The sequence below is a fragment of the Variovorax sp. GW822-FHT04A09 genome (genome assembly GCF_058801005.1).
Map to the genome: position 1 here is coordinate 40,018 of NZ_JBXAMV010000008.1, position 13,137 is coordinate 53,154.

At 59.2% G+C, this 13,137-nt stretch carries 10 protein-coding genes; 4 read left to right on the plus strand and 6 right to left on the minus strand.

Annotated elements, in window-relative coordinates:
* The first annotated feature begins 86 nt into the window (after positions 1-86).
* Together AC1RLW_RS29035 and AC1RLW_RS29040 are read left to right on the plus strand one after the other, a co-directional pair.
* Positions 87-704: a YjbF family lipoprotein gene (locus AC1RLW_RS29035; protein ID WP_493195988.1), complete on the plus strand. Its 618-nt coding sequence runs from the start codon at positions 87-89 to the stop codon at positions 702-704.
* Positions 701-3,751, plus strand: a complete 3,051-nt coding sequence (locus AC1RLW_RS29040; protein ID WP_493195989.1) for a YjbH domain-containing protein — start codon at positions 701-703, stop codon at positions 3,749-3,751. Before AC1RLW_RS29035 ends, AC1RLW_RS29040 begins: the two co-directional genes overlap by 4 nt.
* Before the next feature lie 101 nt (positions 3,752-3,852).
* Here the strand turns inward: AC1RLW_RS29040 and AC1RLW_RS29045 are convergent, their stop codons facing one another.
* Entirely contained in the window at positions 3,853-5,811 is a 1,959-nt protein-coding gene (locus tag AC1RLW_RS29045; protein WP_493195990.1) for a polysaccharide biosynthesis protein, read from the minus strand.
* Between the two features lie 492 nt (positions 5,812-6,303).
* Here AC1RLW_RS29045 and AC1RLW_RS29050 point away from each other — a divergent pair, with 492 nt between their 5' ends.
* Entirely contained in the window at positions 6,304-6,738 is a 435-nt protein-coding gene (locus AC1RLW_RS29050; protein ID WP_493196130.1) for a low molecular weight protein-tyrosine-phosphatase, read from the plus strand.
* Positions 6,735-8,996, plus strand: a complete 2,262-nt coding sequence (locus AC1RLW_RS29055; protein WP_493195991.1) for a polysaccharide biosynthesis tyrosine autokinase — start codon at positions 6,735-6,737, stop codon at positions 8,994-8,996. Before AC1RLW_RS29050 ends, AC1RLW_RS29055 begins: the two co-directional genes overlap by 4 nt.
* A 102-nt stretch (positions 8,997-9,098) precedes the next feature.
* Here AC1RLW_RS29055 and AC1RLW_RS29060 read toward each other — a convergent pair whose 3' ends face one another.
* The 5 genes from AC1RLW_RS29060 to AC1RLW_RS29080 all read right to left on the minus strand — a co-directional run bounded on the left by AC1RLW_RS29060 (position 9,099) and on the right by AC1RLW_RS29080 (position 13,104).
* Positions 9,099-9,407: a VanZ family protein gene (locus AC1RLW_RS29060; RefSeq protein WP_493195992.1), complete on the minus strand. Its 309-nt coding sequence runs from the start codon at positions 9,405-9,407 to the stop codon at positions 9,099-9,101.
* A gap of 59 nt (positions 9,408-9,466) precedes the next feature.
* Positions 9,467-10,654 carry a DegT/DnrJ/EryC1/StrS family aminotransferase gene (locus AC1RLW_RS29065; RefSeq protein WP_493195993.1) on the minus strand — a complete coding sequence of 396 codons (1,188 nt, stop codon included), beginning with the start codon at positions 10,652-10,654 and terminating at the stop codon, positions 9,467-9,469.
* A gap of 4 nt (positions 10,655-10,658) precedes the next feature.
* Positions 10,659-11,318, minus strand: a complete 660-nt coding sequence (locus AC1RLW_RS29070) for an acetyltransferase (RefSeq protein ID WP_493195994.1) — start codon at positions 11,316-11,318, stop codon at positions 10,659-10,661.
* Positions 11,318-11,920, minus strand: coding sequence for a sugar transferase (locus tag AC1RLW_RS29075; protein WP_493195996.1), 603 nt, complete (start codon positions 11,918-11,920; stop codon positions 11,318-11,320). Before AC1RLW_RS29075 ends, AC1RLW_RS29070 begins: the two co-directional genes overlap by 1 nt.
* A 68-nt stretch (positions 11,921-11,988) precedes the next feature.
* A complete protein-coding gene (locus AC1RLW_RS29080) occupies positions 11,989-13,104 on the minus strand; it encodes a glycosyltransferase family 4 protein (RefSeq protein WP_493195997.1) in 1,116 nt (371 codons plus the stop codon).
* Between the last annotated feature and the right edge of the window lie 33 nt (positions 13,105-13,137).

Consider the following 13,137-nt stretch of genomic DNA (forward strand, 5'->3'; position numbering starts at 1 on the left):
TTGCTTCCGCCACGCGACTCTTAGAACGTTGCCTTTTGGCAACGTTTTGCTTGGGCGTTGGCGGTTGCTCCTCCGGAACCTCGGCCATGCTGGACTCGGCTCGCCTGCTGTATCGCGGTGAGTCTGCAGCAGCCCAGCCCAATTTCAATCCCAGCTATCGGTACCTGCGGGCCACCGTCGATGGGCGCGCCCTGTACATGGTGCTCGGCTATATCGATCAGCGCGCCGAAGGGCCCGTCGAGGTTTGGTACAGCGGCACGGGCGAGGTCGTCCGACTTCTGAATGGTCAACTGGTCGGCACGACCGGGCTGTCCACCGACTGGCGCGACGTTCGACTTGCCAACCCCCCGGCCTGGCAAGCTCACACTGCCAACACCACGCAGACATACGCGCGCGAACGCGACCTGATGCCCGGCTATCGCTTCGGCATTCGCGACGACATCGCGCGCGCGTCAATCGCGCCGCCCACCGACAGCGCTCTCGCCGGCGTGCCCGCAAGCGCCCTGCGCTGGTATGAAGAACGCAGCGTGTCCCGCCCTGCGACAGCCTCCGTTCCTCCCGCCCGCTTCGGCGTTTCATTTGCTTCTGGCGCCCCTCAGGTCGTGTATTCGGAGCAATGTATTTCCCGCGACCTCTGCATGAGCTTCGAACAGTGGACACCCCCCGCACCAGCAGCCGGCACCGCGGCGCGCGCTGGTACATGAGCTCCCCCTTCCTGCGAGCCATCAGCCCCCCGCATTGGCCCCGTCGAACGGCCCTTGCCTGCGCGCTGATGGCAAGTCTTGGCGCCGCGGCGGAGCCGTCGCAGAACGCGGCCACCGTTGAACCTGCAAGCGATGCCGAGGTGCGACCCGGCGAACGACTGAGCACTTGGTTGCTGCGTCAGCCAGAAGGCACTGCAGCGCCCGGGCTGGCATGGCGCGTACCGCAGGAACGGCTGGCCCAGCAGTTCCTGAAGAACACCCTGCTCGTGCGCCTCGAGACGGCCAGCAAGCGCGCCCCGCGCTCCGAGCAACTCGATCGGCTGAAGCTCATCACGTGGCTGCAGAACCTGCCGGTCACTGGCCGCGTGGCGCTGGGCATCGTGGACCCCCGCTGGCTGCAGGCACACCCGGATCAAGACCCGGTGCTGTCGGCCGGCCAGCAACTCGTGGTGCCCTCTCCACAATTGAAAACCATCGCGGTCGTCCGCCCCAATGGCGAGTTGTGCCATGTGGCGCACGAAGCCGGCCGGACCGCCTGGGACTACGTCATCGCCTGCGCCCCCAACACGACTCACGATTGGGCATGGGTGGCGCAGCCCGACGGCCGGACGTCACGTGTGGGCATCGCCCCCTGGAACGGCCACCCCTCCGATGAGCCGGCGCCCGGTGCATGGATCTGGGCAGCGCCGCGCGGCATGGCCGAACTGGTCGACGCATCGGAAGGCATCATCAAGTTCCTGGCGACCCAGGGCCCTTCGCCTCAGACAGCGGCGCTCGGCACCACCACTGCCGCGCTTGCAGTTGCCAAGCCGACCGCCGCAACCAATACGTCCATCCCGCCGTCAGTTTCGCCGGAAAGCATCATCTCCATACGCCCCGACGCCTCAGCCCCGCAATACAAGGCGCCTCGCACAAGCAGCAACGACTGGGGCGAAACCGGCCTGCTCCAGACGCCGACGGCACGCATGGGCGAGGCCGGTGATTTCCGCACCTCGATCAGCCACGTGTCGCCCTATACGCGACTGAACGTGATGTTCCAGCCGCTGGACTGGATGGAGGCGGGCTTTCGCTACACCTCCATCAGCAACCGCGCGTATGCCGCTAGCACCACTGGCCAGAGCAACAAGGACAAGAGCATCGACGTGAAGCTGCGGCTGCTGCGCGAATCCGCGTATGTGCCTCAGGTTGCGCTGGGCTTTCGCGACCTTGGCGGTACCGGCCTCTTTTCGGCAGAGTACCTGGTCGCCAACAAGCGCTACGGCGATCTCGACTTCAGCCTCGGCATCGGCTGGGGGTACCTGGGCAACAGCGGAAACATCCGAAACCCCTTGCTGGCCCTGAGCAATCGTTTCAGAACGCGCACGGTGAGCTCAGCAACGGGCGGCGAAACAAACTTCAAGGCCTTCTTTCGAGGGCCAGCCTCCTTGTTCGGCGGCGTCGAATGGCGCACGCCCTGGGATCCCCTGACCGTCAAGCTCGAGTACGAAGGCAACAACTACAAGAACGAGCCCCAGCAGAACAACCAGGTTCAGCGCTCACCTTTCAACATCGGCCTGGAATATCGCTACTCACCCGGCGTGGCCTTCACCGCCGGCCTGGAGCGCGGCAACAAGGTGATGGTGGGCCTGACCCTGTCCACCAACATGGCAAGCATGCGAGCCAGCAAGCCCGCAGACCCGCCGCCACCCCGCTTCACGCCGGAGGCGCCGACCAACCCACCCGGATGGGCCACCACCGCGGCGGAGATCCAGGCACGCACCGAATGGACCGTGCAGCGCATCGCGCCGCAAGGCGACAGCGCGCACGTCTGGATCACCGAGAGCCACACGGTGTACCGCGAGGCCCGCGTGCAGCAGGTCATTGCCGTCATGCATCGCGATGCACCGGCATCGATCAGGCACTTCGTGCTTCACTACAACGAGCGCGGACTCGCACTACACACGCAGGTTGTCGATCGCAGCGAGTGGGTGACTGCGCACTACCAGGCACAGACGCCCGCAGAACTGCGCGCCACGGACCAGCGCGACTATGCCCCGCCGCGCGGCCGAACCGAAGACGGGCTCTACGTGCCGGCATCGCCGCAGCGCACACCCACTGATACAACCGCCACCGCATCGTCCGGCGAGACGCCGGCCATGGCGCCATGGGAGCGGCGCACGGAAAAACTCACCTTCGGCCTGACCCCGAGCTTCTCGCAGATCCTCGGTGGCCCCGATGCCTTCATGCTCTACCAACTCGGCGTCTCGGCCACCGCGGAGTACCGCTTTACACCGAGCACCTGGGTGAACGCCGCTCTGAACTGGCGCCTGATTGACAACTTCGACAAGTTCACCTACACGGCGCCCAGCAACCTTCCCCGCGTGCGAACCTACCAACGCGAGTACGCAACGACCAAGCGGTTGACGATGCCGGTGTTTCAGCTGACCCACGTGGGCCGACTGAACGAAGACCAGTACTACAGCGTCTATGGTGGCGCCCTTGAGTCGATGTTTGCCGGCGTGGGCGCCGAATGGCTCTACCGCCCGTGGCGCAGCAAGTTCGCCTTCGGCATCGACATCAACCACGTACGCCAGCGCGACTTCGCGCAAGACCTCGGCCTGCGCGACTACAAGGTCAACACCGGCCATGCCACGCTCTATTGGGACACGGGCTGGAACGGCGTGCAAGCCAGGATCAGCGCGGGTCAGTACTTGGCGGGTGATCGTGGCGTCACCCTCGATATCAGCCGCCGCTTCGACAATGGCGTGACGATCGGCGCCTGGGCCACCAAGACCAACGTGTCCGCCGCCCAGTTCGGCGAAGGCAGCTTCGACAAGGGCATCTACGTTTCCATTCCCTTCGATGCATTACTGCCGCGCTCGAGCAAGTTCACTGCGAACTTTGCTTGGGCTCCGCTGGTACGGGATGGTGGCGCCAAGCTGGGACGGATCAACCCACTGTTCGAGATGACGTCGATACGGGATCCAAAGGCTTTCAGCTTCTCGCCGCCCGATGACAAAGCACCCAAGGCAGGGGACAACATCCTCGACTTCAAGCGGGCGCAATAGGCGCCACAGGCCTGAAAACAAAAGAGCCCCGATCCGGGGCTCTTGGTCTCAGCATCACCTCAGTGAGTCGGGGCGGGAAAAAATGAAGCAGTTCTATCGAATCAGATTGCCACGGCAATCTGATTCGGCGCGGATGGCTGGTTGGCCTCACCCACCTGCGCAGCGCCGACTGCCGCTGCGATCGGCAGAGCACGGTCACGCACACGGTGACGCTCCATATGCACCCAGTCCACCACCTCCGCATGGGGCCGATAGCCGGGCAGCATCTGCGTCAGCGCCTGCTTCAGCATTGGCACATCGCTGCTTTCGAGTGCCGCATTCAGCGTCTCGAACTGGCGCCAGAGCTCATTCCAAGGCAGACAGGGATCGTGCGCCTTCATGACACGCGGATGCGCTGTGGGCATTGCGCTGTCGCCAATCAGGAGCTCTTCGTAAAGCTTCTCGCCGGGTCGCAGCCCAGTCACCTGTAGCTCGATATCGCCATCCGGCGAATGCTCGTCACGGACCGTGCGCCCCGAAAGCTCCACCAGTCGGCGGGCGAGGTCAATGATCCTCACCGGCTCGCCCATATCGAGCACGAAGACATCGCCGCCCTGCGCCATCGCACCCGCCTGAATCACCAGCTGGGCGGCCTCGGGAATGGTCATGAAATAGCGCGTGATGTCTGCATGCGTCAGCGTGATCGGGCCACCCGCCTCGATCTGCTTGCGAAACAGCGGCACCACTGACCCACTCGAACCCAGCACATTGCCAAAGCGGACCATCGAGAAACAAGTGTCCGAACTGTGCTGCGCCAGCCCCTGCAGTGCCATTTCGGCGACGCGCTTGCTGGCCCCCATGATGTTCGTCGGTCGCACGGCCTTGTCGGTGCTGATCAGGACAAAGTTGGGAATCTTGCACTCCATGGCGAGCCGCGCCGTTGTGAGCGTACCTATTGCGTTGTTTCGCACACCCTCTGCCGGGTTGTGCTCGACGAGCGGCACATGCTTGTACGCCGCCGCGTGATAGACCGTGTCAGGACGCCAGGCGCGCATCACTTCGCGGAGCCGCGCCGCATCGCATACCGAAGCTAGCAGTGGAACGACACGCACGTTCGGCGCCAGTTGCTCCAGCTCCTGATGAATCGCATAGAGCGCATACTCGCTCAACTCAACGAGCAGCAACGTGGAAGGCGTCAGCTGGACAATCTGCCGACACAGTTCACTGCCGATGGAACCACCAGCACCAGTGACCAGCACTACTTTGCCGCGGATGTGCTTATGCAACAAGTCTGCCACCGGCTCGACCGGATCCCGGCCCAGCAAGTCTTCAATGTCGACTTCAACCAGGTCCTTCACCTGCACCTTGCCGTTGGCCAAATCGAGAAGCCCCGGAAGCATTCGTACATGCAGATGCAATGGCAACAGTTGGTTCAGGATTTCGACGCGACGCCCATGGCTGGCGGAAGGCAGCGCAAGCAGGACATCCGAGATGTTCCAACTGGCGGCGTGGTCCTTGAGCCAATCGGAAGACTGGATGTGCAGGCCGTTGATCGTGTTGCCCTGGAGGTGCGGGGCGTCGTCAACGAAGGCACGGACCACCATGTCCCGACTTTGCGCCAACGCCGCAGCCAACTGCAAACCAGCACTACCTGCACCGTAGATCACAACCTGAGGTAGTTGCTTGCGCTGCAGCGCGCTCATATAGAGGCCGCCCAGCCAGTAACGCGCAAACATGCGGGAGCCTGCAACGGCCAAAAACAAGAGCAGCGGCACCAGTAGACCGACCGTGCGAGGCACTCCCCTTACGCCAACCACTGAGAAGATCAAAACATAGCCGAGACCAAAGAGCACGCACACGCGCACGATCGCCATGACCGCAGCCGTCCCCGCATATCGAAAAATGGCACGGTAAAGCCCAAAAACCACAAAGAGCGGGAGAGCCAGCGCTACAGCGACTGCAACGGCGGACCACTGGACGCCGTGCGGCACTACCCATTGCTCATAGCGGAAGCTGAACGCTAACCACACGCACAAGACGCAAAGCACTGCGTCGACACCCAGGGCCAGCATGCGCTTCATGGGGCGCGGCAAAGCAAGCAAGGGCGCAGCCAGACGATTGATCACACTGAAAACTCCTGCGACGCTCGGGGCGCGCCGCGCTGCAGCAATTGTCCGTGAAGGGTACCTACCCCTCCCCCCCAATTCAGGGGATTCACGACACTCATAATGTCATTTTTTGTATCTTTTGCATCAACATGACTTTGGCATAGAGCTGCTGATCCGCCCCTCGATCAGCGGTCTCTTTGGCAACCATCGATTCAAGCTAGGACTGCCTGTTGCTTGACCACATCCACAGGGTGTGCGTCAACGCCCTGACTACAATGCCAAAGGCGTGCCTAGCCATCCTTCGGCTCTCTTCTTTTAGACAACGCGATCCGATCGCTCAACGAAGGAAAAATGGCAAGGACATCTCTGTATGACATGTGATTCATGCTGGACATGAAGCACGCGGCACGCAATACGTTGAATCTGACAACAGAGGCACAAGCCTTCGCAGGGGAGCCAAGTCTCATGAAATCTGTTCTGGTGGTATGCATTGGCAACATATGCCGTAGTCCGATGGGGGAAGCACTGATTGCTGCAGCGTTGCCGCAGGTTCAAGTCGCGTCAGCAGGGACTGGAGCCTTGGTTGGACACCAAGCAGATCCGATTGCACGCAAACTCATGACTGAACGCGGCCTCGACATCGAGGCCCACCGAGCACGCCAACTTACAGGACAAATGTGCCAGCAGGCCGACCTCATTCTTGCGATGGACGAAGCCCAGCGGATTCACATCGGGCAGCGCCATCCATTGACCCGGGGCAAGCTGTTTCGTCTAGGCGAAGTCGCACGAGTTGATATTCCCGATCCGTATCGCATGGGCCGCCAGGCCTTCGAGCACGCCCTGCAACTCATCGCTGATGGCGCCCAAGCCTGGGCCGAACGCATTCGCAAACTCTCATGACACCTTCCGCCTCTACATCGGTCTCTTCGGCATCCGCCACCACATTCGCTCACGACGGCGACAGTGATGCGATCAATCTGTCCGAGTATTTCGACATACTCTTTGATCGTAAGTGGTTGGTAGCCGGCGTCACCATCGCGGCCTTAGCATTCGGAGCTGCTTACGCCGTTCTCGCTACTCCGGTCTATCAGTCCAACCTACTCATTCAAGTCGAGGACTCTGCTCCAGATGCCAAAAACTTCCTTGGCGACACCGCCAATCTCTTTGACGTAAAGACGCCAGCCAGCGGTGAAATTCAAATTATTCGCTCACGACTAGTCATAGGGGGGGCTGTAGAGGCGACCCGCCTGTACATTGATGCTCGCCCTCGGTATGTTCCGATCATCGGAAAATGGCTCTCACGCCGTGCCAAGGGACTCTCGGACCCTGGTTTCTTGGGCATGGACGGCTATGTCTCGGGCACAGAAGCAATCGATATTGCCAAATTCGATGTCCCCGTTAATCTCGAAGATCAGCAGCCCTTCAAGATCGTCGCACTGGCCGACAATCAATATGTACTCACACACCCCGAACTCGCGGACCCTCTGACCGGTACGGTAGGCAAGCTGCTCAGTCAGCGCATTGCTGGAGGCACAATTGCACTGCTGGTTTCGCGACTCGACGGCAAGCCGGGCGCTGAGTTTGTGGTTTCGCATGCGTCTTCGCTTGCAACAATTGAGAGTCTGCAACAACGCATACAACTCGGCGAACAAGGTAAGCAGTCGAATGTGATCAATGTTGTCCTTGAAGACAGCGATCGAAATCGTTTGCAACGCACGCTCAACGAGATAGGCATCCAGTATGTACGTCAGAACGTAGAGCGCAAAGCGGCAGAGGCGGAAAAAACGATTGAGTTCCTCGATCGACAGTTGCCAGAATTCAAACTACAACTCGAAACTTCTGAAGACGCCTACGCACGATTCCGCAATCAGAACGGCACTGTCGCCTTCGATGAAGAAGCCAAGACCGTACTAGGATTATCCGTGCAGCTACAGACCAAGCTGCTCGAGTCTCAACAGCAACGGCGTGAGTTGCTCTCTCGTTTCACTGAGGGCAACCCAAAGGTTCGCATGGTCGACGGACAGATTGCAGCTATCCAACATGAAATCAATGGCTTAGAAACTCGTGTGAGCGCGATGCCCGCCATACAGCGCGACGCCTTGCGTTTGGAACGTGACGTGCGCGTCAACAGCGAACTCTACAAGTCTTTGCTCAATAGCTCTTTGCAATTGCGTCTCGTTAAGGAAGGCAAGATCGGCAATGTGCGGCTACTCGACACAGCCGTGGAGCCCAAAAACGCAGTCAAGCCTCAAAGATCTCTGGTCGTCGCACTTTCGCTGGTCTTGGGCTTGTTGGCAGGTGTTGCACTGGCCATCCTCCGCGCCAAGCTGTCGAGGGGTATTCGTAACCCTCAAGAGATCGAAGATCGGCTTGGCCTGAACGTTTACTCTGTCGTCCCACTCGCCCTTGAGCAGGAAACGATCCTGCAGCACATTGCGGGCGGCGCGAAGGGCGTTCAACTACTAGCCGTGACTTCCCCCGAAAGCCTTGCCATTGAGAGCCTGCGCAACCTTCGGGTATCCCTCCAGCTAACCTTGATGGAAAGCGGCAACAACCGCGTGCTCATCACTGGAGCTACGCCGGGAGTGGGAAAGAGCTTCGTTTCCGGGAACTTTGCTGTCATCATGGCACAAGCTGGAAAACGCGTATTACTGATCGACGCCGACTTGCGAAAGGGCCATCTGCAAAAAGCCTTTGGATTACCACGCCTGGGTGGCTTGGCAGATATTCTGGCGGGCGACATGTCACCAGAGCAAGCAATCCATGGCCAGGTGATTCCCAACTTGGACGTTTTGACGACCGGCAACTATCCCTTCAATCCCGCCAACATGATGCTCTCGTCAACTCTGGGTGAGTTGCTAAACGGCTTCTCGGAACGCTATGACTTGATTGTGATCGACAGCCCACCAGTACTAGTGGCTGCCGACGCTGCGGCGGTTGCAGCGCATGTCGGCGCTGTCCTGCTGGTCGCTCGTGACAATCTGACTCAACTTGGCGAGCTGAACGAGAGCGTCAAACGCCTCGCGCATGCGGGCCAACAGGTCAACGGCGTGGTCTTCAATGGCATGGATCTCTCCCGCCGTCACTATGGCAGCTACGGCTACAAGTATGGCGGCTATCGATACACCGAATACAAGTACAAAGAAGAGGCGGCGTAAGGCGAGCCTCAATGAAAAGTGCACGGGGTAAAATAGGCCCGTCGTACTACCCGCCCTAGGGGCGGGTATTTAACGCACATACCGCGGGGGCTCTGACCTCGATTAGATCGATCGAGCCACGGTTAGTCGCCGCACCATTGAAGCGGCCACTGCACCGATCAGAAGCCCCACCCCATCCGCCCACAGATCGCTCCATTCAGCCGAGCGATCCGGCGTGATTGACTGCAGCAGCTCGATCAGCGCCCCATAGCCGAAGAGCACCAATAGCACCTTTGGCCTATGCTCCGGCCACGCCCAATGGGCGAGAAGTGCCAATATCGCAAAGCCTAGCGCGTGATTGCTTTTGTCCCAGCCGGTGCTTGGAGTTGAAACAGATGCGGGCGTCAAGCTGAGCACCAGCAGCGCCAGCATAGCAATAGCCAGCAACCAGCGCCACACAGCTACATGGGCCGCGAGGCGGCCCCACCTTGTCACGCCGACGCCTCTGCCAGCACTTGTGCGATGACCTGAGAACTCTTGTTCATTTCGCCCGAAGTTAACGTCGGGTGAACCAAGAACATCAAGCTCGTCTCGCCCAACTCGCGCGCAATGGGCAAACGGTCAGCCGGTCGCCAGCCCGTGCCGTCGAATGCGCGCTCCAGATACACTTCGGAACACGATCCCTGATAGCAAGGCACACCCTGCGCTTGAATAGCCTCGACGATCCGATCTCGGCTCCAGCCAGCGGCCAACTTCTCGGGTCGCACATAGACATAGCACTTGTAGTGCGCATGAATACTGCCAGCCGCTTCGTGATTGGCAAAGTCAGGAACGCGAACCGCGGCATGAGGTTGTGCGGACTCCCACACAGCCTGAGCATGACGCATGCGCGCAGCAGACCAATCAGTCAAGCGGCGCAATTGAATGCGGCCAATAGCTGCCTGTAACTCCAGCATTCGCCAGTTCGTACCGAAGCTCTCATGTACCCAGCGAAAGCCTGGCGGATGCTTACGCTCGTAGACGGCTTCGTAACTCTTTCCATGGTCTTTGTATTGCCACATGGTTCGCCAGAGTGCTTCGTCATTGGTGGTCACCATGCCACCTTCCCCACCAGTAGTCATGATCTTGTCTTGGCAAAAAGACCAAGCGCCGGCGTGGCCGATCGAACCAACGGGTTTGCCCTTGTAGCGCGCACCATGCGCTTGCGCACAGTCTTCGATGACCTTGAAATCGTGTTTGGCTGCAAGTGCCATGATCGGCTCCATGTCGCACGGCCACCCACCAAGGTGCACGCAGATAACAGCCTTGGTTCGCGGAGTAATTACACGCGCGATAGATTCTGCCGACAGATTGCCACTTTCGGCATCAACGTCCGCAAACACTGGAGTTGCTCCCGCATTCACGACACACGAAACGCTCGCAATAAAAGTGCGCGGCGTGACGATCACCTCGTCACCGGGACCAATGTCCATGGCTTTGAGAATAACGTCTAGCGCTAACGTCCCATTAGCCAATGCGACTGCGTGGGCAGTTCCCGTCCATGCTGCAAATTCTTTCTCGAATTCGCGACATTCCTGACCGGTCCAGTAATTGACCTTGTTGGACAACAGCACGCGCTGCACGGCAGCAGCCTCTTCGGCGGTAAAGCTGGGCCAAGGGGAAAAGGGAGTATTTAACACAAGATCAACCTCTCAAAAGTGGTTTGGCGGGATTGCCAACAACCGTGGCACCGGGCGGCACATCGCGGGTGACCACGGCCCCCATACCGATTACCGAGCCCCGGCCAACCACGAGGGGCAGGCCGGGCCTGCCCTGCTTGATCACGGCGCCGGCGCCGACGTAGACGTGATCCTCGATGATCACGTTGCCATTGCACTTGGCGCCGGGGGCGAACGTGACGAAATCGCCGATCGTGCAATCGTGCTCGACGTAACTGTACAGATTGGCGTGAAAACACTTGCCAATGCGAATGTTGGAAGTAAGTGTCACGAACGGACTGAGCGCAGCTCCTTCGCCAAGCGTTACGTCATCCATCACGACCACATTGGAAGCAGCCACAGTCCAAGGGTGCACCCCATCGACCGCACAGCGTTTGGCAAGCCGCTCGCGAATGGCACCATTGGCGATGGCGATGACGACGTGCTTCGCGCTAGCTTCAGTTCGCAAGAAGTCTTCGTATCGCAATACATGATGCCTGTTGACGACTGTAGCTCCAAGCTGGTCATCCACAAAAACCAATTGCGTTGCAGGAACACCCGCAGATTCAAGTTGCGCGCGAGCCAGAGGCATAACGCCACGCCCGCAGCCACTGGCTCCAAATACGGCAAATAGCGGGAAAGTCATTATTCGGAGCCCATCCGCGAGCCCGTGAAACGCGGCATCGTCACGTCGCCCGCTGCGCTTATGCCGTCCCGCACGAGTACCTTGCGAACGGTGAGCCAAAGGATCTTGACGTCGAGCCACATTGAATGGTTGTCAACGTACCAAACGTCGAGTTTGAACTTCTCCTCCCAACTTAAGGCATTGCGCCCATTGACCTGCGCCCAACCTGTGACGCCAGGGCGGACTTCATGACGTCGCGATTGTTCAGCCGAGTACAGCGGTAAGTAGTCCATCAAAAGTGGACGCGGACCAACCAAACTCATGTCCCCTTTGAGCACACTCCAGAGTCCTGGCAACTCATCGAGGCTGCTAGCGCGAAGAAAGCTTCCGAATGCTGTAAGTCGCTGGGCGTCTGGCAACAACTGACCATCCAATGCACGCGCGTCAGTCATGGTTCGGAATTTGATCATTTCAAACGGCTTGGCGTCCAATCCGGGGCGGATCTGTCGAAACAACCCGGGGCGCCCCAGTTTGCGGCGCACCAGGACGATCAATATAGCGAGCGGCAAGCAAAGTATGAGCAAGGCAACGAAAGCGGCGGTGAAATCAAAGAAGCGCTTCATCGGACCTCAGAAGAGTATTGGAATGTCATAGGCTAGAAATGATGAAACTGACACGCAACGGCCAATCATCAAATATTCATTTCCCGCAGCATCACCGCGTTCACCTTATGCACGTCATATTTTTTTTCCGCCAACTGGCGGGCTCGCCGCCCCATACGAAAAATCAGCGTTGTATCCTCAATGAATCGCAGCATCGCCTGCTCTAGTGCATCGACGGACTTGACAGGGACCAGTAAACCATTGTCGCCATTCACAACCGTTTCGCGACACCCGGGAGCATCGGTGGTGATGACGGCTCGACCCATGGCCATAGCCTCAAGGACGGTGCGAGGCGTGCCTTCCCGGTACGAAGGCAATACATATACGCTACTGTCGGCAATGGCGGGGCGAACATCCGACAGCCGGCCTAAGAAATCGACGCTGCCTTCTTCGATCCACATGTCTAACTCAGTTTGCAAAATAGCGTCAGGGTTCGCATCGATCCAACCCACCATCGAGAACCGCACACTAGGGTGCACGCTTCGAATACGCCGCGCCGCCTGGACATATTCACGGATGCCCTTATCCCCCAGCAAGCGTGCAATGAGCAAGAATCGCGGGGGTCCGGGTGGCAGCGGCGCCACTATGAAACTGCTCACATCCACGCCCGAGCCATTGACGACACAAGAGGGCGTGCCTGGGGCCAAAATACTGCGACGGCGGAATAACGCTTCATCATCTGGGTTTTGGAAAAAAACTTTGTCCACGCGAGTCAGTGCCAGCGCATACAGCCACTGCACCAGTGCTTGAACCCATCCACGCTGGCCTTCTCCCTGAAAGGCATAGCCCAGCCCCGTAATCAATGCGAATCGGTGCGGTACCCCAGCTAACCAAGCAGCGAGTGAGCCATAAATGACTGGCTTCACGGTGTAACCCATCATGTAATCGGGCCGCACGCGGAGCATAAGCCCCCATAAAGCCAAAAACGTCTTTAGATCAGCTAGTGGATTGGTCCCCGCACGAAGCATAGGAATGCTGTGTACGCATAAGCCTCGAGACTCCAATTGCTTGCGTATCGGATGTTCAGAGGGTAAGTTTGGTGCAACCACGTGCACGCACATGCCACGCGATTGCAGAGCCGCAATCAAAGGCCCTCGAAAATTCAGGAGTGAATCCGCGAAACCAGCGATTAACAAAAACTTCATTACTCGATTAATCTGCTTTTAAGCAAATGAGAA